Below are 22,245 nucleotides of genomic sequence, written 5' to 3'. Positions count from 1 at the left end.
TTAATTTGTTTAGAAGCTAAAGGAAGTATCACCCACCGTGGCACGTGACTATTACGGCATTCTCGGCGTCGATCGCAATGCAACCGATTCGGAGATCAAAAAGGCGTACCGAAAACTTGCCCGCAAGTATCACCCAGATGTTAATTCAGGTGAGGAAGCAGCGGAGAAGTTCCGCGAAGCTTCAGTTGCACATGAGGTACTCACTGACCCAGATAAGCGTCGCATCGTTGACATGGGTGGTGATCCCATGGAGCAAGGCGGTGGCGCAGGTGCCGGTGGCTTCGGTGGAGGTTTCGGTGGTAGCGGTGGCCTAGGCGATATCTTTGATGCTTTCTTTGGCGGAGGCGCCGGTGGATCCCGCGGACCACGTTCCCGCGTGCAGCCAGGAAGCGACACCCTGTGGCGTACGTCCATCACCTTGGAGGAGGCTTACAAGGGCGCAAAGAAGGACCTGACTTTGGACACTGCTGTGCTGTGCACCAAGTGCCATGGTTCAGGTTCTGCATCCGATAAGAAGCCTGTCACCTGTGGCACCTGTAATGGTGCTGGTGAAATCCAGGAAGTGCAGCGCAGTTTCTTGGGCAATGTTATGACCTCGCGCCCATGCCACACCTGTGATGGAACCGGTGAAATCATTCCAGATCCTTGCACCGAATGTGCAGGGGATGGACGTGTGCGTGCCCGCCGTGACGTGGTGGCCAACATTCCTGCTGGTATTCAATCCGGCATGCGCATCCGCATGGCAGGCCAGGGTGAGGTTGGCGCAGGTGGTGGACCGGCAGGTGATCTCTACATCGAGGTCATGGTCCGTCCCCACGCCGTGTTTACCCGCGACGGTGATAACCTGCATGCCAGCATCAGGGTGCCAATGATCGATGCAGCCCTCGGCACGGATTTGGATGTGGAATCCTTGACCGGTGAAGAGGTTAAGATCACCATTCCTGCTGGTACTCAGCCCAATGATGTGATTACGCTCGACGGCGAAGGCATGCCGAAGCTGCGTGCTGAAGGCCACGGCGACCTCATGGCTCATGTGGATCTTTTCGTGCCCACCGATTTGGATGACCGCACCCGCGAACTGCTTGAGGAGATCCGCAACCACCGCAGCGACAATGCTGCCGTGCACCGCGAAGGCGAATCTGAAGGTTTCTTTGACAAGCTGCGCAACAAGTTCCGCAAATAATGTCTCTGCCAGTATTTATCTCTGACACGGTCGCCGGCCCCGGAGAAACCACCGAGCTCCGCGGGCCGGAAGGCCGTCATGCCGTTACGGTCAAGCGCATCCAGGTAGGCGAAAAGATTTCGCTTATCGACGGCCGGGGCACAGCGCGCACCTGCACAGTCACCGCCTTGAGCGGCAAAGACACCCTGCACGCAGTGGTGGATTCCGTATCTGAAATTCCCACCCCGAATCCGCACGTCACCATCGTCCAAGCGATCCCTAAATCGGAGCGATCGGAACTGACCATCGATCTGCTCACCCAGGGTGGCGCCGATAAAATCGTGGCGTGGCAAGCATCTCGCTGCGTGGCTAAATGGGGCGGTAAAGAGGCAAAAGCACTGGCAAAGTGGCAGGCAGCTGCGGAAGCAGCTGCTAAGCAGTCGCGGCGCGCAACCATCCCTGAAATCAGTGGCGTAGTGGGGGAGGATGGCGTCGAAAAGCTTATTAAAGAAGCAGACCTGGCCATCATCTTGCATGAAGAAGCCACTGCAGCGATCAGAGACCTGGATTTTTCCGGCAACGTGGTCGTGATCATCGGGCCGGAAGGTGGGGTGGCACCGTCGGAAATTTCTCGATTTGCAGCCGCTGGCGCGCACACTGTGAAACTGGGGCCCGAAGTGCTTCGAACCGCATCGGCTGGCATGGTGGCACTTGCTGCGATCGGCGTACTTTCGAAGCGCTGGTAATATTTCTTAAAAATACAAACTGTTAGTTGAATCTCCCGCTAATCTTCCCGAAAGCAGGCCGAACAAGCACTGTGACTGCCCCGCGAAAAACCCGCACTGAAGTGATCACCACTGTCCTCAACCTAGAGCGCACGCTTGCGCAAACCGTTTTAGGTATCAATGACGAAAACCTGCGTGTTTTGGACAATCAAATCGATTGCGATATTCACGTGCGAGGCACCCGCGTGGAACTCACCGGACCTGCCCACGAAGTTTCACGCGCCACGAAAATCTTCGAAGAACTGCAGGCCATTGCCCGTCGTGGACATGTAATCAGCCCGGACACGGTAAAAAATGTGATTAGCATGATCAATGTGGAAACGCCACAAACCGTCTCGGAAATCCTCACCGGCGATATCCTGGCCCGACGCGGCAAAGTGATCCGCCCGAAAACTTTGGGGCAAAAACACTATGTGGATGCCATTGATACCAACACGATTGTCTTTGGTTTAGGCCCAGCTGGTTCCGGTAAAACTTACCTCGCCATGGCCAAAGCGGTGCAAGCGCTCCAAGCCAAGCAGGTAAGCCGGATTATTCTCACCCGCCCGGCCGTGGAAGCAGGGGAGAAGCTCGGCTTTTTGCCGGGCACCCTGAATGAGAAAATCGACCCCTACCTGCGCCCACTCCATGACGCGCTGCGGGACATGGTGGAACCAGAAGTGATTCCAAAACTGATGGAAGCCGGAATCGTGGAAGTGGCCCCACTGGCCTATATGCGTGGACGCACCCTCAATGATGCGTTTGTGATTTTGGATGAAGCCCAAAACACCACGCCAGCGCAGATGAAAATGTTCCTCACCCGCCTGGGCTTTGGCTCCAAAATGGTGGTCACCGGCGATATCACCCAGGTCGACCTACCGGGTGGCCAAAAATCCGGTTTGCGTTTGGTGCGACACATCCTGCGCGGAGTAGACGATGTACATTTCTCCGAACTGACCTCATCCGACGTGGTCCGCCACCAGCTGGTGGGACATATCGTGGATGCGTATGAAGACTATGAAGAACGTGAGCTCAAACGCAAACGCCAGGAGGCACGGCCATGAGTATTGAAGTATTCAACGAATCGGGATACGACGGCGTCAATGAAGAAATGCTCATTGATGTCCTCTCCTTCGCACTCGGTGAAATGGACATCCACCCCGATGCAGAAGCATCCATCCACATCGTGGACTCCGATACCATCGCTGACCTGCACGTAAAATGGCTTGATCTGGAAGGCCCAACCGACGTGATGAGTTTCCCTATGGATGAGCTCACCCCCGGTTATTCCCGACCTGATGGAGCAACGCCTGGACCTGCCATGTTGGGTGATATCGTGCTGTGCCCTGAATTTGCAGCAAAGCAAGCAACAAAAGCTGGGCACGGCCTAGCTCATGAACTGGCTTTACTGACCGTTCACGGTAGCTTGCATCTGTTGGGCTACGACCACGTCGATCCAGCCGAAGAGCGAGAAATGTTCGCCCTTCAAAATGAACTGCTTGCCGATTGGTACGACAACGTAGAAGCCCGCGGTGTAACCTACCAACCTAAACCATCTGGCCCAGGCGCATTCCCCACCGCAGCTGATCGTCTCACCTTAGATGAACAGATGAACGCCGATGGAGCTGATTCATAGGTGGAATCCTCCGTTATATGGTTGAGCATCGCCACCATCGTCGCGTTGCTCTTCTCCGGTTTATTAGGCGCAGTGGAATCTGCGCTATCAACAGTTTCACGCGCCCGCGTTGAACAGATGCACAAGGATGAACAATCAGGTTCCGCATCCTTGCTGCGCGTTATTGATCAACGGGCCCTCCACATCAATATGCTCATTATGCTGCGCACCTTGCTGGATGCTTCAGCTGCAGTTTTCGCCGGAGCTATCGCCGTTAATGTGATGGATAGCTGGGCATGGGGAATTGTCATCGCGATCATCATGGTTTCCCTATTGACCTTCGCAGTGGTCGGCGTTTTTGGGCGCACCGTGGGTCGAAAAAATCCCTACTCAGTAATGCTGCGCTCTGCAGTAGTTTTAAGTGGGCTGGCAAAGATCCTGGGCCCAATTGCCCGCGCATTGATCTGGATTGGCAATGTGATTGCACCCGGCCCGGGTTTCCGCAATGGCCCATATGCAACAGAGGTGGAACTGCGCGAAATGGTCGACATCGCGCAAGAACACGGCATCGTGGAACTTGAAGAACGCCGCATGATCCAATCAGTGTTCGATCTAGCCTCCACCACGGTGCGACAAGTAATGGTGCCACGACCTGAAATGATCTGGATCGAATCCGGCAAAACAGCAGGCCAAGCAACAGCACTATGCGTGCGCTCTGGGCATTCCCGCATCCCGGTCATTGGCGAAAACGTCGATGATATCGTCGGCGTGGTTTATCTTAAAGACCTAGTCCAAAAAACTTACTACGCCACCGACGGCGGAAAATCTGTGCTGGTCGATGAAGTCATGCGCGAAGCAACCTTCGTTCCAGACTCCAAATCCTTAGATGCCTTGCTGCAGGAAATGCAAGAAGACCACAAACACATAGCCATCCTGATCGATGAATATGGCGGTGTTGCGGGACTGATCTCCATTGAAGATATTTTGGAAGAGATCGTCGGAGAAATCGCCGATGAATACGATGCCCGCGAAGTAGCACCCATCGAGCAAATCGGGGAACGCACCTACCGCGTGGTCTCCCGCCTCTCCTTGGAAGACCTCAAAGAACACATCGAAGAAGAACTAGATTTAGAAATCGAATTCGGCGAAGAAATCGAAGACCAAGTAGATACAGTTGGTGGACTCATCGCCTATGAACTAGGACGTGTCCCTCTGCCGGGCGCCACTGTAGAAACCTGCGGGCTCACCCTGACCGCTGAAGGAGAAAAGAACCGACGCGGACGTCTGCGCATGCACTCCGCAGTAGTGGAGGTGGCTGAGCAAGTTTCGGAGCCGGAAGCTGGTTAGTTTTTATTGAGGTTTTGGGACTATGCTGAAACGTCCAAGGAAACTGGCTTTTGATGCCGGTTCGATCATCCCAATCTTTTAAAGAGGATTTATGAGCTTCACCAACACCCCCGAAGGCTTCCGCTCTGGCTTTGTCAGCTTCGTCGGCCGCCCCAACACAGGCAAGTCCACCCTGACAAACGCGCTGGTCGGCGAGAAAATCGCGATCACAGCTAACCAGCCAGAAACCACCCGCCACCCAATCCGCGGACTGGTTCACCGCGACAACGCACAAATTATTGTCGTTGACACCCCCGGTCTGCACCGCCCACGCACCTTACTTGGTGAACGCCTCAACGAAGCAGTCAAAGACACCTACGCTGACGTTGATCTCATCGGATTTACCATCCCAGCCAACGAAAAAATTGGCCCCGGTGACCGCTGGATCCTCGAAGCCGTCCGAAAAGTAGCACCCAAAACCCCAATCTTGGGCATCATCACCAAAGCGGACAGCGTCTCCCGCGACTTGGTTGCAGCACAGCTCATGGCAGTACATGAACTCCTCGGTGGCAACAGCGAAGTAGTCCCTGTGTCCTCCACCTCCGGCGAAAACGTTGACACGCTAATCAAAGTCATCACCGAATTGCTTCCAGAAGGCCCGAAGTTCTACCCAGATGACCACCTCACCGACGAAGACACCGAGACCCGCATCGCCGAAGCAATCCGCGAAGCCGCTCTTTCTGGCCTGAAAAACGAACTACCACACTCCGTCGCAGTCGAAGTAGATGAGATTCTTCCTGACCCAGAACGCAACGGTGTCCTAGCCGTCCATGCCATCATCTACGTGGAACGCACCGGACAAAAAGACATCATCGTCGGCCACAAAGGGCAACGCCTCGGACGCATCATCCATACCTCACGCCAAGACATCATCAAGATCCTTGGACAAAATGTCTTCCTAGATCTTCGCATCAAGGTCCTAAAAAACTGGCAGTCGGATCCGAAGGCCCTTAACCGTTTAGGCTTTTAGGTTTTAGAGAAGGGCTTTTAGGTTTTAGTGTGGGCGGTGCAGGCTATTAATGCAGGCTACTAATGCGTAGGGAGAGTTTTCGCGACCGCGCGCTCGTGGTGAAAACCTACGATTTCGGAGAAGCCGACCGGATCATTGTGCTCCTTACCCGAAACCACGGCATCGTCCGCGGAGTAGCTAAAGGGGTCCGCCGATCCAAATCTCGGTTTGGGTCGCGCCTTCAACTCTTTGTGGAATTAGACGTCCAGCTTTATCCCGGTCAGAAACTTTCCACTATCTCTGGAGCTGACACCGTTGGCTACTATGCGTCAGGGATTATTGAAGACTTCACCCGGTACTCCTGTGCTTCTGCCATTTTGGAAATAGCCACCCAACTTGCTGGGGTGGAAGAAGACCCACATCTGTTTGAAGAGACCACCCGGGCGTTGAAAAACATCCAGGATTCACCTGAACCAATTCTTGATCTGGATGAGTTCATGCTGCGCGCCATGAACCACGCGGGTTGGGCACCAAGCCTGTTTGACTGTGCAGCCTGTGGGCGCCCTGGGCCACATAACGCATTCCACCCTGGTGCCGGCGGGGCAGTGTGTCTGTATTGTCGCCCACCGGGAAGCGCCGAAGTCCCCCCGGAAGCACTGCATATGATGTGGTTGGTGGCAAATGGTCAAAAAGCGCGCATTCCGCAGGAACACCCGGAACAGCAAAGCACTATCCACCGACTCACCACAGCGCATTTGCAATGGCATGTTGAACGTAAGCTGCCTACGCTTGCTGTTTTAGATCAAGCCTAAGAAATTTAGACCAGGCTGCGATTTTGCGCTGGACCCAAGAACTTGCACTTGGCCTAAATGGCATCTTGTAATTGCGTGCATGGCAGAATGATTAAGGTGAGCGAATTTCAAGTACCCCAAATCCCTGCTGAATTCCTACCTAAGCACATTGCGCTTGTTATGGACGGAAATGGACGTTGGGCTACGGACCGTGGCATGAAACGCACCGAAGGCCATAAACGCGGTGAAGCGGTCCTCCTTGATGTCGTTGATGCCTGCATTGAGCTTGGTATTCCCTATCTGTCGGCGTACGCATTTTCCACTGAAAATTGGCGCCGTTCGACTGATGAGGTGCGTTTCCTCATGGGCTTTAATCGTGATGTTTTACGTCGGCAGCGAGATGGCCTGCACGAAAAAGGCGTCCGAGTTAGGTGGGCTGGGCGACGCCCTCGTTTGTGGCGTTCGGTGATTCGTGAGCTTGAAGCGGCTGAAGAACTAACCAAAGACAACACCACCATGACGCTTGCCATGTGTGTTAACTATGGGGGCCGCGCAGAGATCATCGATGCAGCGCGTGAAATTGCACGCCAAGCAGCCGAAGGTACCCTGCGTCCTGAGCAGATCAACGAGAAAACTTTCCCGAATTTCCTCGACGAACCAGACATGCCCGATGTGGACCTTTTCCTGCGTCCTTCTGGCGAGAAGCGCACCTCAAACTTCCTGCTCTGGCAGTCCGCGTACGCCGAGATGGTCTATCAAGATAAGCTGTTCCCGGATTTCACCCAACAAGATTTGTTCGACGCGGTCTTAGAATATGCAAAAAGGGATCGCAGATTCGGAAGTGCATAATGTCCACTAACCAGCCCACACCAGCACAAATTAAGCGTTGGCGTGGGTATTTGGCTAATGAGCAAGCAGAAGCAGCCGCCTACCGCGACCTCGCTAGGCGCCGAAGCGGCGAGGAGCAAGAGATCCTTTTAACGCTTGCCGACGCCGAACACCGCCACGCCGATTACTGGATCGAAAAGCTCGGCGTCCATGCTGAAAACCCACCAAAGCCAGACATCAAAACTCGGCTTCTTGGTTTCCTTGCCCGGCGATTCGGCTCGGTGTTCACCCTTGCCCTCATGCAGTCCGCAGAGGCCCGCAGTCCTTATGACAACGACGCCGACGCCTCCCGACAAATCAGCGCCGACGAACGCATCCATGCCGAAGTCATCAGAGGACTGGCGAGCCGTGGCCGCGAAAACATGAGTGGTAATTTCCGCGCAGCAGTGTTTGGTATCAATGACGGCCTTGTCTCTAACTTGGCGCTGGTCATGGGTGTAATGGCAACCGGCGTGTCTGCTCAGATCGTGCTGATCACCGGCATATCAGGACTCCTATCCGGCGCCCTGTCCATGGCGGCAGGAGAGTACATCTCCGTCCGCTCCCAAACAGAGCTTCTCGACGCCTCCCTCCCAGACCCCAAAGCCCGCGAAGCCCTGCATTCATTGGACGTCGAATCGAATGAACTGGAGCTGGTCTACCGTGCCCGTGGCATGAGCGAAGAAGAGGCCCAAGCCAAAGCCACACGCGTATTTAACAAAATCACCCAGCAGAAACGAATCGGCGACAACGTTTTAGGCAGTACCGAAGCCCAAAGCGCTGGATCGGCTCGGTCGGCGGCCGCCTTCAGTTTCTTTGCGTTCGCGATTGGTGCTTTCCTGCCGATCATCCCTTATGTTTTCGGCATGTCAGGCCTGGCAGGTGCAGTGGTGTCGCTGATCTTGGTCGGAATCTCACTGATGGCGACGGGAGCAACAACCGGCCTGTTGTCTGGTAAGCCCCCTGGGATCAGAGCTATTCGCCAGCTTTCCATTGGCTATGGTGCTGCTTTGGTCACCTACGTTCTCGGGCTCCTGTTCGGCTTGATTCTTTAAAAGCTGCTTGCTTGTCGACGTTTGCCTTGTCGGTGGCCCGGGTTTCGGGCTGCGGTGCCTTGGGCTGTGGGCAGGGGTGTGTGCCCGGTACCAGGCACACTACAGCGGCTGGTAACAGGAACAGGCTAAAACAGGGTATCGACAGCAGGACTAGACACATCACCCGGTACATCGTCTGGTGGTCCTGGTGGATCCGGTGGTGGGTGGTGTGGTGGTTGGTGGTGTGGTGGTGGGCCGTGGTGTTTACGTCTCGCCCACGCACCACCTGAACTATCTGATGCAGCAGAGCGGTTACACACCGGACCTGAACCATCCGCAGGATAATGCGCTGCCCGACCTGTATCAGGATCGCGGTCCATATAGCCTTTCCCATTGACCCCACTGCGTGAATCATCAATACGGGGATGATGGTTATAACACTGCTGGGTTAAGTTCACCAGGTTGGTCAACCCACCTTTAACCCACGGGTCAAGATGATGAACCTCGCACTCTAACTGCGGGCGATCACAATGCGGGGCACTACACACTAACTCTGAGGCGAACAACGCAATCCGCTGCATGAGATTCGCTGAGCGTTGCATCCGGTTAACATTCAACGCTTGCCCGGTTGGTCCATCAAGCAGCACAGCGAAGTCGTATTTCGTAGCGATCAGATTCATGATTTCTGCCAGGTTGAGTGCGTAGCCGGTGTTGGTGGGGTACAGCTTGTTCAGTGGGCTGCTACCACCATTACTGTTGGTGGGGTCGGTGGTGTTGATGTCGTTGATGTCATCGGTGGTCATGGAGATGATGATGCTGGCTGTGCCACCGCGTGCTGGGGTGACAATGCCTTGGTTGTAGATCTCCATGATGTGGTGCAGTGCGTCAGCATGGCGTTGTCCACGGCTGCGGGTGTCGTCTGCGGGTGGGGTATCGACCAGGTTGCCGCGTTTGGTTAAGGGTGCGGTGTTCGCTGCGATTAGTGCTGCGGTGGTAGCAGGGATCAGGCCGCTGATGCGGACCATGTTGTTGGCATCGGGTTTACTCAATGCCAGGTAGCGTTTGCTCATCGCGGTGATGGGATCGGGGCGAGCGTTGTTAGCTGTGCGTATTTGGTTGCGTAGCCAGGTGCGTAGGTCTTCTGGGGTGCGCCAGATGGCGTGGGTGAGTGCTTGGTGGCGCAGTTGGTCGTAGGTGGGTGTGGTGTTGGGGTTGAGGTGGGTGAGTTCTTCGGTGATGATGGCGTGTTTTTCCGCGCTGATCTGCGACTTGCCATCTGAGCCACCTGAGCCACCTGAGCCGCCATCGGGCTGGTCATTGCCATCAGTGTCATTGCCTGTACCGGTGTTCCCTGGGTTGGGTTCTGGGTCGGGGTCATCACCACCGGAATCCCCTGAATCACCTGAGTCGCCGTTGTCTCCTGAGCTGCTTTCACTGCCACCGTTGTTACTGCTGGTTTTGCCTGTGGTGGGGTAGAGGGTGTGGGCGAGGGTGATGCGGTGGTGGGCGCCTTTTTTTGATAGGCCGAAGGTGGTGGTGAGGTAGTCGATGAGGTGGGTGGAGCCGATGGTGTGGGCGGCGTTGGTGCGTTCTGCTAGTGCTGTGGTTTGGGCTGCGATGGTGGCGTGGTGGTTGATGGCGTGTTCGAGTGCTACAAGGTCTGGCTCGAGGGGTGTGTAGTGCTCGAGGGTGACACCGTCAGCGTCTAGTAGTGCTGCCAGGTGATTATCGATGGCGTGTAGTGCGGTGGTGATTGCGTTGACGTGGGTGCTAATGCTCATGGTGTCCCCCTTCTTTCCCTGTGGGTCCCCGTTTTGTTGTTATCACCTACCCTACCCGCCCATGTGTTCGAACGCAAGGCTGATTATCGAAATGGGAAAGCTGTCAAACAATCACATGTTCGACAGCTAAAAAATGGGGGAGTACCTTATTGTTCTCTTTGTTGGCATTCGCCACATAATCCAAATATTTCAGCCTCGTGGCTGCTTAGGCTAAAACCGTTCTTGGAAGCTATTTCTTGTGCCCATGTTTCAACCGGGCCGCCGTCGATTTCGACGGTGCGTCCGCAGTTTGTGCAAACGAGGTGGTGGTGATGGCCTTCGGCATGGCACTGGCGGTAGAGAGTTTCACCGCCGGTGACGGTAAGGACATCAACCGCGCCAATGTCAGCAAGGGATTGTAGGGTGCGATACACCGTGGTCAATCCAACGTTGTGCTCTCTGGAGGAAAGTTCCTGGTGGATTTCCTTGGCGGATGCGAAGTTATCGATTACCTCTAAAACGTCGATTACCGCTTTTCGCTGCCTGGTGCTTCGCACTCCCAGCTTCGGTGCAGAGCCTTGGCTGATGCGATTGATACCCACCGGTGATCCTCCTCAAAGACACAAAATGTACACGGTTAGTCTACTCAGGTGTGTCAACTCCCGCGTTGAGTGCTAGGAGAAGAATGTCTAGAACGAGTGGCTGGGCAAGTGAATATGTCATTTGCCGGCCTTGGCGTTCAGCATCGACAATTCCGGCTGATTTCAGCACTTTGAGGTGCTGGCTCACTAGGGGCTGTGAGCTTTTTACTAGCTTGACCAGCTCGTGCACATAGTGTGGACGTTCATTTAGGGCGAGAATGATTTCGATCCTTAAAGGGGAATCTAGTGCCCTGATCAGTGAGCTGATGGTTTTGATGTTCTTGGCTGACGAAAGCTCAAGCAGCGCAGCCGATGCGGAGGATTCGGAGCCTTCTGTTGAAATGACAAAATTCCGATTTGAATTGTGAATCACGGGAGAATTCCTTCCGTCCTAATAGATCAGAATTAGATCTAGCACGCATGCTATTTTACCTGGTCTGTGAAAGGCTTTTGAGGGAAATGGAAAAATAGTTATAGGAATTAGATTATTGGTTTTAATCGGGGTTAATAGGGGTGAGGGGCAACCTTGGGGATTGTTGGGCTAGGATTGACTGGGTATGTCCTAAAAGGGACGGTTATTTTTTCATTCGACGTGGAGGAGAGCATCCGACGTGGCTCAGCAATCGATCATCGACACCGTGGTTAACCTGTGTAAACGACGTGGACTGGTGTACCCCTGTGGTGAGATCTACGGCGGTACCCGCTCTGCGTGGGACTACGGCCCGTTGGGTGTCGAGCTGAAGGAAAACATCAAGCGCCAGTGGTGGCGTTCCATGGTCACCAACCGCCCTGATGTAGTGGGTGTAGATACTTCTGTGATTCTTCCTCGCCAGGTGTGGGTTACTTCTGGTCACGTTGAGGTCTTCACTGATCCACTGGTTGAATCCCTACACACTCATAAGCGTTACCGTGCGGATCACCTGTTGGAAGCTTATGAGGAAAAGCATGGCCACCCACCAGTAAATGGTTTGGCTGACATCAATGATCCAGAGACTGGCCAGCCAGGTAACTGGACTGAGCCAAAGGCTTTTTCTGGTCTGCTGAAGACCTTCTTGGGTCCTGTGGATGATGAAGAGGGTTTGCACTACCTGCGTCCTGAAACGGCTCAGGGTATTTTCGTGAACTTCAAGAACGTGATGAACACCGCGCGTATGAAGCCACCATTCGGTATTGCAAACATCGGTAAGTCTTTCCGTAATGAGATCACTCCGGGCAACTTCATTTTCCGTACTCGTGAATTTGAGCAGATGGAGATGGAGTTCTTCGTTAAGCCTGGCGAGGATGAAGAGTGGCACCAGTACTGGATTGATACTCGCCACCAGTGGTACATCAATCTAGGTATTAAGCCTGAGAACCTGCGTCTGTACGAGCACCCCCAGGAGAAGCTGTCTCACTACTCCAAGCGCACTGTTGATATTGAGTACGCTTTCAACTTCGCTAACAGCAAGTGGGGCGAGCTCGAGGGCATTGCAAACCGTACTGATTACGATTTGCGTGTGCACTCTGAGGGCTCCGGCGAAGACCTGTCCTACTTTGATCAGGAGACCAATGAGCGTTGGATTCCTTACGTAATTGAGCCTGCTGCAGGTCTTGGTCGCGCAATGATGATGTTCCTGATGGATGCTTATTACGAGGACGAGGCACCAAACTCAAAGGGTGGCGTCGATAAGCGTGTTGTCTTGAAGCTTGACCGCCGACTTGCGCCGGTGAAGGTTGCGGTCTTGCCTCTGTCAAAGAAGGATACTTTGACGCCTTTGGCTGAAAAGCTCGCAGCGCAGCTGCGTGAGTTCTGGAACGTTGATTACGATACTTCCGGTGCAATTGGTCGCCGTTACCGCCGTCAGGATGAGATTGGTACCCCATTCTGTGTCACCGTTGACTTCGATTCTCTCGAGGACAATGCTGTGACTGTGCGTGAGCGCGACACGATGGAGCAGGTTCGTGTTCCACTGGATGAGCTGCAGGGTTACTTAGCTCAGCGCCTCCTCGGTTGCTAAAGCCGGTTGCTAAAAGCGGTTGCTAAAGCCGGTTACTCAACCAGCCTCACAGAGCTAAAGCGATAATCTAATCACAGCAACAAATAGCACCGGCTTTAATAGGCCGGTGCTATTCTGTTCGCATGACTTCGAAGGATCTGATTGTGACCTCCTATACGTCCTGGGGCAAGCGTTTCAAAAAGGAAGGGAAACTTTTTATCAACCTACTTCGTGGCGCTGATGAAGAAGTTTTAGCCACTTTCGGTGAGGTTCCCAGTAAAGCATTTGAAACCATCGCGGAAGTTGATGATCAAAAGTGGGAGCTGTCTTTCGATATTGAAGGAACTGCGTCTGCGAAACTTCCAGATGGACGTACGTTTAGTGCGAATGCTGGTGAGAAGACATTCACTAAATCCAAGCGCATTGATATCGACATGGATGGCACCGAGATGGCTGCTATTAATGAAGAGAAAAATAACTGGATTATTGATGATGCCCAAGAGCAGAAAGTTGCCCAGTTTACTGGTTTGAATAATGGTATGCGTCGCGCGATTCTAGAATTTGAAGAAGACGCGAAGGTAGCCAAAGAGCAGGAAATTTTCTTGTCCTGGATTGCACGCAAGACATTAGAATCCCGCATGCTGGGATCTAGCTGGGGGCTCACCTTATTTTTGATTGTTTTGACGCCAATTATCATTTTCCTGACTTTCAGCTAGAAGCCTAGAAGTAAGGACTTAAAAAAATGGTAGACGCCCGGCGCCCCAAAGCAGGCATCTTTGGTAGCCATACAGAAGAGACCTGGGTGTGGCTTGGAAATGAGCTTTTTGATGAGTCCGGCGAGGTCATAGCAGATGTCCGTTCCGATGTACTTTATGTAGATCGGGAGCGGCTGCTCATCGAGTCAACCCCCAGCACAATGCGGTTTCGGTGTCGCGCGACCTTATCCGGCGGCGAAGTTTATACCATGACGCAGAGTTCATTTTCAGTCGGAGAATTAACTGCTGTTTGTGGTCCGCGAACCTATTTACTCAAACGGGTTTCCCCCTGGCGCAAAGAGCGCGCAATCATCAACAATGGGGTGGAGGTTGCTCGCTTACGTCCAATGACCAGCGGAAAAGTAGAATTCATCGTCGGCGCAGCTGACAATGATGCGCTCCCTTTCGTTGACGCTGTGTTTTTAAGCTGGGCGTGCGTCCTTGTCGACTCGGCCGTGCGACGGCCTCGAATTTAAAAGATTTTGCTTTTCGACGCCCACCTCCAGGCCCACCTCGCACTCATTTAAAGGATCGAAATTTCCGAATTGAGTCAATGTATGGGGCACGTCTGTTTAGCCCCTTAAAAGCGATTCTAGGAGGGGTCAGTTTTGAGGCTAGTGGGGCAGATGTGAAACTTGAATGCGCCCTGATCAAATTCTCACCACAAACGAGCCTCAGCCCATGCAAATCGGTCAAAAATTTGCATCTAACACTCCCAGGCGGGGAATATCCACCACAAACCTCTGGCGCCAAGGGTTTGTGGTGGATATTCGCACATACTTTCACTTAGTGATTAGAATCGGCCTCCGCGGAATCCGCCACCTCCACCGCCGCCGCTGAAACCTCCGCCGCCACGACTACCTCCACTAAATCCACCGCCACCAAAGCCGCCACCACCGAAGCCACCGCCACGGCCACTGTTGAGGATGGAATTAATAACCATGCCTGTGACGATCGCGCCTGTTGTTCCGCCTCCTGAATTGTGGCGGTTGTTGTAGGTAGAGATATCGGATTGTGCGGATTTGCTGGCTCGTTGGGCAGCGACTGTGGCTTGGCGTCCATAATCAATACCTGCGCGAGTGTCGCGGGTGCGGTTTTGCTGCGCCATCGCGAAGAGTTTGTGTGCGTTGGCCAGGTGGGTGCGGGCTTCGGACTTTACGATGCGTCCGCGTGTGGAGATGAGGTCTTCTGCCTTTTGGATCTGTTTGCTAGCTGATTGCAGTTGTTGATCAAATACGCGTAGTTGGCGGGCTTGATCGGCGGCGGTTGCTCGGACGGCGTCGAGTTGGGTGTCTAGGTCTGAATCGACGTCGACTAGTTCGGTGTAGGTTCCCAGCGGGTCTTTTTCAGCGTCGGCTTCAGCGGTGGTTAGCGCGGCACTGGCTGCTCGGACAGCATCATCAAGGGCTGCCCAATCGGCGCGTGTGCCGTCAGCGGCTGCTGCTTGTTTGAGTTGGGCTGCTTCGCCTATTTCATCTGAGATTTCTTTGATGAGGTCGGCGACGTTTGCTTTTGCTGTGGAGATGTTTTCATCACCGTGTTCAACGCCCTCGAGGAGTTTGTCGGCTGTGGTGATGGCGTGCTCGATGAGGTGGATGGCGTCGATAAGCCCTCCCTGTTGGCCTGCGGGCTTAGACTCGAGCTCGTGCGCTTGGGGCAGCATCTTTTCGGCTTCGTCGAGTGAGGCGCTGGCGAGGTCGACGTTGTCGTTGATGCTTTCTAGAACTTCGGGGGAGTAGCGGCTGCGTAGACCCTCGAGGGTGCTTTGGGCTTGTGGAAGACGCGTGCGCAAGTCAACGGTCTTTTGAGTAAATTCATCAAGCTTGCTGCCAGCGTTAATCAACAGGTTGCGCATGTCGGCGAAGTTTTCGGCTTCTGCATCAAGTGCGTCATCTGCTTGTCCGCAGGAAGAAATGATCTCTACCAGCATGGATCGGCGCTCTGCGTCGGATTCTGGGATGGAATCATTTAAGCGCTGTTGAATTTCAAAAGCTTTTTGCAGCGTTCCGGTGGAGTTATTCATCGCGCGGGTGAAACTGCGGGTACGTTCTGGTCCGAATTCCGCGGTGGCAATAGCCAGCTCATCTTTGGCGCGCCGAATGGACTCATCAGTGGAGGTAAGTTCTTCTTGCGCTAGGTGCTCAAGGGTTTCCATGGGAAGCTGCATTAAGCGGTTGGTGTCACGCGGATCGATCTCGCGGGCATCTTTCAAGGTTGCTGCGCTGGTTTTGTTCTTGCGGCTTCGGGAATATGCCCAGATGCCACCTCCGGCAGCGATGGTTCCAGCACCTGCAGCAGCTAGCCACGCGCCAGAAGTGCCAGATCCTGGACTAGAGCTTGAACCAGAACTTGAGCCAACTGATTCAGCAAGCGCGAGCGCTGATCCTGCCCAATCTTCTTGGGAGAGCGCTTGGAATGCTGCGTTATTTGCGGCATCTAATTGCTCATCAGTCCACTGCGAACCACCTTGAATACCGTACAGTCGCTCGGAGGTTGACAGGGCATAGATCAAAACGTTTCCGTCACCATTGGCCTGGAGAGCCTGTTGGGTCCAGGTGTTTGGATCGACGCCATCGAAGGAAGTCAAAAAGACAACGAAGATGACTTTTTGTTCAGAAGCTTTGACCTCATCGATTGCTGCTTGAATGTCAGCTTTGTCTGAAGAGGAAATCTGTCCGGTGTAATCAGTAACATTTTCTTGATAAAAATCTGGGGCTTCGGCTACAACGAAAGTTTGACTAGCGTGGGCTGTTTGAACAGCGAGAAATGGGCTGCTAGCTAGAATGACACCAGCACCAATGGCCACGGATACGCTGACGCGGCGGACGTTTTTCTGAAGTTGCACCAGACTAAAGTTCATGGCCCCCACCTTAGACGACTACTGCTGGCACACTAGTAAATGTGAGAAGATTTTTGGCCAAGAGTTTGCTGGTAGCTGCAATCATGCAGCCAGTCATTCGAGTTGTCGGCTATTCACTGCGTTCCACTCGCAATGATAGGCACAAGATTGATTCCATTTTGGTGTTGGGCACCGCACAATATGATGGTGTGCCTTCTAGACAGTTTGCGGCGCGGTTGCGGCACACGGCAAAGTTGTGGCGGTTGCATGAGATTCAGCATGTTTTTACTGTCGGTGGCAAACTTCCTGGTGATAGGTTCACGGAAGCTGAAGTAGCGCGGGAATATTTGGTGAAGGAAGGCGTTGATCCAGATCTGATTTTTGTTTCTGCAAAAGGCAACGACACCGCATCCTCATTTAAAGCGCTTGATCCACAAACTGTCGGCCGGGTGCTCATTGTGACTGATCCCAATCACTCTTACCGTGCAATTCGCATTGCGCGGAGTATCGGTTTTGATGCTCAGCCTTCTCCAACTCCCTATAGTCCCGCGAAGTTTCCGTCGAAAGTGTATTTTTTGACATTGACCCATGAATGGGGCGGGGTAGTGGTCCAAGACGTGGCGCGTCTGTTTGGTGCAAGGGCAGCCGATATGGTGGAAGAAATGTTGCGTTCTATCCAAGGCCTGCTGCGCCCGTCACGTCGTGCGCGCCATGAGCAGCTTCGGAGGCTGAAAAAGTAGATGTACCCCTATACCGACGCAGATGCTTGTCGACGCCACCCTGAGCCTTTAAAGTCCAGCCAGCTGCACACTAGCGCGCGAGATACCCGCAGCGCATTCGCCCGTGACCGGGCTCGCGTGCTGCACTCAGCGGCGCTACGCCGCCTCGCTGATAAAACCCAAGTGGTTGGTCCGAATGATGGCGATACTCCACGCACGCGTTTAACCCACTCGCTTGAAGTTGCTCAAATTGCCCGCGGTATTGGTGCCGGTCTTGATCTTGATCCTGACTTGTGCGATCTGGCAGGGCTGTGCCATGACATTGGTCATCCCCCGTACGGGCACAATGGTGAAAATGCACTCAATGAAGTAGCAGCAGCATGCGGTGGTTTTGAAGGAAATGCACAAACGTTACGCATCTTGACGAGGCTAGAACCAAAAGTAATTTCCGAAAACGATGAAAGCTTTGGGCTAAACCTTTCCAGAGCCGCTCTTGATGCGGCCTGTAAATATCCGTGGGCAAAGACCAACGCGGATGGCACCGTGAACAAAAAGTACAGTGCTTATGACGAGGATGCTGAAATTCTTTCCTGGATTAGGCAAGGTCATGACGATCTTCGCCCACCTATTGAAGCCCAGGTCATGGACTTTTCCGATGATATTGCGTATTCAGTACACGACGTTGAAGATGGCATTGTCTCCGGTCGAATCGATCTAAAAGTCTTATGGGATTTAGTTGAGTTGGTTGCTCTGGCAGAAAAAGGCGCACTGGCGTTCGGAGGAAGCCCAGCAGAGCTTATTGAAGGTGCAGCCACCTTAAGAGAACTCCCCGTTGTGGCAGCTGCTGCAGATTTCGATTTTTCACTTCGCTCCTACGCCGCACTTAAAGCCATGACTTCGGAATTAGTGGGACGATACGTCGGATCAACAATCGCAGCCACCAAAAAACATCACCAAGGTTTCGACGTGGGACGCATGCACGGAGATCTGATTATTCCTGAAACCGCTGCCCGCGAAGTAAAACTTCTGAAAACTTTAGCTGTTCTCTACGTCATGGATGATCCGGGGCATCTAGCTAGACAAGACCGCCAACGTGATCGAATCTTCAGGGTGTTTGATTACCTTGTGTTGGGCGCGCCAGGCTCATTGGATCCGATGTATCGACAGTGGTTTGTTGAAGCGGACTCAGATGCAGCCCGAGTACGAGTAGTGGTGGATCAAATTGCATCCATGACGGAGTCACGCTTGGAGCGTCTTGCCAGGCATGCTGCTGACATTTCAGGATTTCTGGGATAGTGGTGTCTAGTGTTTGCCGGTTTTCAACAGATGAATAAAATTTTCTAACTTTCACGGTCATATTGATCTCAAATCCTCCGCCAGGATCTCGGACGCGCCTCATTTGTTAACCCCGGGGGTAAAATTTTCCTGCCCCCTAAAAACTCACATCATTAGTGTGGCTAATCACAGTCAATGTGGGTTTACTCCCATTTTTACGAAAAGATACCACCAACTTTGTGGGTTTCGAGTTGGAAACATTTCCGATTTCTGTGATTCATTTGTGGACATACCTGGCTCTAGTGGGGTTAGCTTGAAGACAAACATAAATAGTTGTCTACTCAAGAGAAAGAGTTTGGGGACATGTCAACAATTACTGAAGCACAACCCCAGAAGGGTGGTGCACGGGTAGCAGTCCAGAAGTTCGGAACTTTCCTATCTTCAATGATTATGCCGAATATCGGTGCCTTCATTGCTTGGGGTCTGATCACGGCGCTGTTCATCCCGGATGGTTTCTTTCCAAATGAAAAAATCGGCAGCCTCGTCGGCCCGATGGTTACCTACCTTCTGCCCATTCTGATTGCTTACACCGGTGGTCGTTTGATCTACGACACTCGCGGTGGTGTCGTCGGTGCAATTGCCACCATGGGTGTCATCCTCGGTACGTCTTCACCTGTGTTTATTGGTGAAGATGGCAGTGGTTCGCCAATGTTCCTTGGAGCAATGATTTGCGGTCCTTTATTTGCTTGGTTGATGAAGAAGATTGACGGCTTGTGGGCTGGCAAGATTAAGCCGGGCTTTGAAATGCTGGTGGATAACTTCTCTGCTGGTATCTTCGCCGCGATCGGTGCCGTAGCATCGATGTTCTTGCTTACCCCAGTGATGAACATTTTCATGGAACTTGCTGGTGCAGCCGTGGAGTTCCTCATCCGCAACAACCTGCTGTTTTTGACCTCTGTGTTGATTGAACCTGCCAAGGTTTTGTTCCTCAACAACGCGATTAACCACGGTGTACTTACCCCACTTGCAGCTGACCAGGCGGTAGAAACCGGTAAGTCTGTGCTCTACCTGCTGGAAGCTAACCCAGGACCAGGTTTGGGTATTCTGCTTGCTTATATCTTCTTCGGAAGTGGCGCTGCCCGTGCAACTGCCCCCGGTGCTGCGATTATTCACTTCTTCGGTGGTATCCACGAAATTTACTTCCCATATGTTTTGATGAAGCCAGCACTGCTCGTTGCAGCTATTGGTGGCGGTATGACCGGTGTGTTTATCAACACCATCATGGGTGCAGGTCTGCGTTCTCCAGCAGCCCCAGGTTCCATCATCGCCGTATATGCATCTACCGCTTCTGATTCTTACCTTGCGGTTACCTGTGGTGTGGCCGGTGCAGCGATTGTTTCCTTCGTTATTGCTGGTGCGATTTTGAAGTTCTCCAAGCAAAGCGAAGAGGACATTGCAGAGGCAACAGCAAAGATGGAAGCCATGAAGGGCAAGAAGTCTTCTGTTGCTGGTGCTTTGACCGCAAATGCTGCTGATGCCCCACAGATCAACAAGATTGTCTTCGCTTGTGATGCTGGTATGGGTTCTTCAGCAATGGGTGCTTCAGTATTGCGCAACAAGATTAAGGATGCTGGTTTCGCTGGCGATATCGTGGTCACCAACTCTGCGATCAATAACCTTAAGGATGAATACGATCTGCTCGTGGTTCATGAGGATCTTCTTAATCGCGCAAAGCAGCCTACGCCTTCAGCCGTGCACGTAGCAGTGGACAACTTCATGGCTTCGCCACGATATGACGAAATTGTGGACATGATTCGTGAGCAACGCACTGGTGGTTCAGCTAATGCCGATACTCCAAGTGCAGCAGTTCCCGCTGCTGCTGGTGCCACTGCGGTGGCTACTGCTCCGGCAGCAACAGCTACGGAAGAAACTGCAGATGCTGAAAGCAACAAGATCTTGACCGTGGACAATATTGTTCTAGGCGGCAAGGCAACAGATCGTGATGCTTCCATTGATGAGGCCGGCCAGATTCTTGTCGCTGCAGGTGCTGTTGATCAGGCTTATGTTGATGCCATGCATGAACGTGAGAAGTCTGTGTCCACCTTCATGGGTAATGGGCTAGCGATTCCTCATGGCACCAATGAAGCTAAGGACGCTATCCACGGCTCGGCTATTTCCTTTATCCGCTATGACGAGCCAATCGATTGGGGTGGAAAGCCTGCCAAGTTCGTCGTTGGTATCGCAGGTGCAGATGGTTCTCACCTCGGTTTGTTGTCAAAGATCGCTAAAATTTTTGGAAACAAGCAGTCAGTTGCTCAATTGGAACAAGCCACCACTGCTGAAGAAGTCTTAGAGATCTTCGGAAAGGTAAACAGCTAATGAAAGCACTGCATTTTGGTGCCGGAAACATCGGGCGCGGATTTGTTGGAGTGCTGCTTCACGAAGCAGGCTATGACATTGTTTTCGCTGATGTCGCGGATGCGTTGATTGAGTCTTTGAACTCGGAGGACACCTACACCGTTCATGAGGTTGGCCAAGAACCTCGTGACATTGAGGTTTCGGGTTTTTCTGGCGTGAACTCGGGGTCAGACCTGGAGGGATTGCAGGCTCATATTGTGGACGCCGATGTGATCACTACCGCTGTTGGTCCAACCGTGCTGAAAATTATCGCACCTACCATTGCGAAGGGGCTTAAAGCTCGCCTGGAGTCTGGAAACACAAACAAGGTTGCAGTTATGGCTTGTGAAAACGCCATTAACGCCACCGATGGTCTCGCAGATGCAATCCGTGCTGAGTTTCCGGAGGTAGATCAGATCGCAGTGTTTGCCAATACTGCTGTGGATCGGATTGTGCCTAATCAAGCCCCAGGGCAAGGTCTCGATGTAACAGTTGAGACGTACTACGAGTGGGCAGTGGAATCTACGCCGTTCGGAGAAAACGTTCCCAATATTCCAGGTATTACCTGGGTAGAGGATCTGGCACCGTACATCACCCGCAAGCTGTTTACGGTAAACACCGGTCACGCAGCTACCGCCTACTTCGGCTACCAGGCAGGTATCAATAAGATTTCTGATGCGTTGGAAGACGCGGATGTACACGCTAAAGTCGCCGCGGTGCTGGGGGAGACGAAGCAGTTGCTCGTCGAAAAGTTCGGTTTTGAACCGGAGGTTCAGCAGGCCTATGTGGATAAGATCCTGCATCGTTTCGCGAACCCCTCATTGCCTGACACGGTCGATCGTGTTGGACGTGCGCCAATCCGTAAGATTTCCGCCAATGAGCGATTCATCGGCCCCGCTGCAGAACTGGCAGAACACGGACATAACCCAAGCAATCTGGTGTCTGCCGTTGCAGCAGCATTAGCGTTTGATGTGGAAGGTGATGCAGAGGCTGCTGATTTGCAAGCGCGTCTTTCCCAAGCACGGGGAAACCGTGAAGCAATGGATGCGTTAGTCACTGAGCTGACTGGTGTTGCTGCCGATCATCCGCTGTTTGGTGAGTTGTCTGAAGTTTTTGCGCATGCCTAAGGCTCTCAAGCTTTCGTAAAAGAAGCTGCCAACAACCGTAAATTCGCACTCCTTTAGGGAGTGCGTTTTTGGTTTACACCCACATTATGTACTGCAACCTAATTATTGTCCTCCCAGGTCAGGGCGCTGCGTGAATTGTTAAATCTGTTTCATTAAGTGATCGAGAAAAAGTTGTTGTAAAGTCGTGC

Annotated in this window: 20 protein-coding genes; 16 read left to right on the top strand and 4 right to left on the bottom strand. The window is 53.0% G+C overall.

Annotated elements, in window-relative coordinates; translation table 11 throughout:
• The first annotated feature begins 37 nt into the window (after window positions 1-37).
• From dnaJ to N24_RS11845, 9 genes are all read left to right on the top strand, one after another.
• The gene (gene dnaJ, locus N24_RS11885; RefSeq protein WP_096457348.1) at window positions 38-1,183 is read left to right on the top strand and encodes a molecular chaperone DnaJ; all 1,146 of its coding nucleotides are present in this window, start codon (window positions 38-40) and stop codon (window positions 1,181-1,183) included.
• Complete coding sequence (locus N24_RS11880; RefSeq protein ID WP_096457345.1) at window positions 1,183-1,908, top strand: 16S rRNA (uracil(1498)-N(3))-methyltransferase; 726 nt, start codon at window positions 1,183-1,185, stop codon at window positions 1,906-1,908. Before dnaJ ends, N24_RS11880 begins: the two co-directional genes overlap by 1 nt.
• A gap of 104 nt (window positions 1,909-2,012) precedes the next feature.
• A complete protein-coding gene (locus N24_RS11875) occupies window positions 2,013-2,990 on the top strand; it encodes a PhoH family protein (protein WP_231911076.1) in 978 nt (325 codons plus the stop codon).
• Window positions 2,987-3,562, top strand: coding sequence for an rRNA maturation RNase YbeY (gene ybeY, locus N24_RS11870; RefSeq protein WP_096457339.1), 576 nt, complete (start codon window positions 2,987-2,989; stop codon window positions 3,560-3,562). Before N24_RS11875 ends, ybeY begins: the two co-directional genes overlap by 4 nt.
• Window positions 3,563-4,888 (top strand): hemolysin family protein, encoded by a 1,326-nt coding sequence (locus N24_RS11865; RefSeq protein WP_096457336.1) that lies wholly within the window; start codon window positions 3,563-3,565, stop codon window positions 4,886-4,888.
• A 91-nt stretch (window positions 4,889-4,979) separates the two neighbouring features.
• The gene (gene era, locus N24_RS11860; RefSeq protein ID WP_096457332.1) at window positions 4,980-5,897 is read left to right on the top strand and encodes a GTPase Era; all 918 of its coding nucleotides are present in this window, start codon (window positions 4,980-4,982) and stop codon (window positions 5,895-5,897) included.
• A gap of 62 nt (window positions 5,898-5,959) precedes the next feature.
• On the top strand, window positions 5,960-6,688 hold the full coding sequence (gene recO, locus N24_RS11855) for a DNA repair protein RecO (protein WP_096457329.1): 729 nt from the start codon (window positions 5,960-5,962) through the stop codon (window positions 6,686-6,688).
• A gap of 96 nt (window positions 6,689-6,784) precedes the next feature.
• Entirely contained in the window at window positions 6,785-7,516 is a 732-nt protein-coding gene (locus N24_RS11850) for an isoprenyl transferase (RefSeq protein ID WP_096460146.1), read from the top strand.
• A complete protein-coding gene (locus N24_RS11845) occupies window positions 7,516-8,589 on the top strand; it encodes a VIT1/CCC1 transporter family protein (RefSeq protein WP_096457326.1) in 1,074 nt (357 codons plus the stop codon). The genes N24_RS11850 and N24_RS11845 overlap by 1 nt, the downstream gene beginning before the upstream one ends.
• A 125-nt stretch (window positions 8,590-8,714) precedes the next feature.
• On the opposite strand, the gene N24_RS11840 is transcribed toward N24_RS11845, so the two are convergent.
• The 3 genes from N24_RS11840 to N24_RS11830 all read right to left on the bottom strand — a co-directional run bounded on the left by N24_RS11840 (window position 8,715) and on the right by N24_RS11830 (window position 11,342).
• Window positions 8,715-10,349 (bottom strand): HNH endonuclease signature motif containing protein, encoded by a 1,635-nt coding sequence (locus N24_RS11840; protein WP_096457323.1) that lies wholly within the window; start codon window positions 10,347-10,349, stop codon window positions 8,715-8,717.
• A 146-nt stretch (window positions 10,350-10,495) separates the two neighbouring features.
• Window positions 10,496-10,930, bottom strand: coding sequence for a Fur family transcriptional regulator (locus N24_RS11835; RefSeq protein ID WP_096457320.1), 435 nt, complete (start codon window positions 10,928-10,930; stop codon window positions 10,496-10,498).
• 40 nt (window positions 10,931-10,970) lie between these two features.
• Window positions 10,971-11,342, bottom strand: coding sequence for an ArsR/SmtB family transcription factor (locus N24_RS11830; protein ID WP_096457317.1), 372 nt, complete (start codon window positions 11,340-11,342; stop codon window positions 10,971-10,973).
• 238 nt (window positions 11,343-11,580) lie between these two features.
• On the opposite strand from N24_RS11830, the gene N24_RS11825 reads away from it, so the two are divergent.
• The 3 genes from N24_RS11825 to N24_RS11815 all read left to right on the top strand — a co-directional run bounded on the left by N24_RS11825 (window position 11,581) and on the right by N24_RS11815 (window position 14,176).
• Window positions 11,581-12,966 (top strand): glycine--tRNA ligase, encoded by a 1,386-nt coding sequence (locus N24_RS11825; RefSeq protein WP_096457314.1) that lies wholly within the window; start codon window positions 11,581-11,583, stop codon window positions 12,964-12,966.
• 122 nt (window positions 12,967-13,088) lie between these two features.
• Window positions 13,089-13,661: a hypothetical protein gene (locus N24_RS11820; protein WP_096457311.1), complete on the top strand. Its 573-nt coding sequence runs from the start codon at window positions 13,089-13,091 to the stop codon at window positions 13,659-13,661.
• 26 nt (window positions 13,662-13,687) lie between these two features.
• The gene (locus N24_RS11815) at window positions 13,688-14,176 is read left to right on the top strand and encodes a hypothetical protein (RefSeq protein WP_096457308.1); all 489 of its coding nucleotides are present in this window, start codon (window positions 13,688-13,690) and stop codon (window positions 14,174-14,176) included.
• 317 nt (window positions 14,177-14,493) lie between these two features.
• Here the strand turns inward: N24_RS11815 and N24_RS11810 are convergent, their stop codons facing one another.
• Window positions 14,494-16,560: a TPM domain-containing protein gene (locus tag N24_RS11810; protein WP_096457306.1), complete on the bottom strand. Its 2,067-nt coding sequence runs from the start codon at window positions 16,558-16,560 to the stop codon at window positions 14,494-14,496.
• Window positions 16,561-16,643: 83 nt separating this feature from the next.
• On the opposite strand from N24_RS11810, the gene N24_RS11805 reads away from it, so the two are divergent.
• The 4 genes from N24_RS11805 to N24_RS11790 all read left to right on the top strand — a co-directional run bounded on the left by N24_RS11805 (window position 16,644) and on the right by N24_RS11790 (window position 22,057).
• Complete coding sequence (locus N24_RS11805; protein ID WP_408607606.1) at window positions 16,644-17,279, top strand: YdcF family protein; 636 nt, start codon at window positions 16,644-16,646, stop codon at window positions 17,277-17,279.
• Window positions 17,280-18,554 carry a deoxyguanosinetriphosphate triphosphohydrolase gene (locus tag N24_RS11800; protein ID WP_096457298.1) on the top strand — a complete coding sequence of 425 codons (1,275 nt, stop codon included), beginning with the start codon at window positions 17,280-17,282 and terminating at the stop codon, window positions 18,552-18,554.
• A 342-nt stretch (window positions 18,555-18,896) separates the two neighbouring features.
• Window positions 18,897-20,912 carry a PTS mannitol transporter subunit IICBA gene (locus tag N24_RS11795; RefSeq protein ID WP_096457295.1) on the top strand — a complete coding sequence of 672 codons (2,016 nt, stop codon included), beginning with the start codon at window positions 18,897-18,899 and terminating at the stop codon, window positions 20,910-20,912.
• Complete coding sequence (locus N24_RS11790; protein ID WP_096457292.1) at window positions 20,912-22,057, top strand: mannitol-1-phosphate 5-dehydrogenase; 1,146 nt, start codon at window positions 20,912-20,914, stop codon at window positions 22,055-22,057. The genes N24_RS11795 and N24_RS11790 overlap by 1 nt, the downstream gene beginning before the upstream one ends.
• The last annotated feature ends 188 nt before the right edge of the window (window positions 22,058-22,245 follow it).

Origin of the sequence: Corynebacterium suranareeae, from assembly GCF_002355155.1 — a bacterium.
Lineage (GTDB): Bacteria > Actinomycetota > Actinomycetes > Mycobacteriales > Mycobacteriaceae > Corynebacterium > Corynebacterium suranareeae.
The sequence above is the reverse complement of the archived record's forward strand: the minus strand, read 5'-3'. Positions and strand labels throughout refer to the sequence as shown.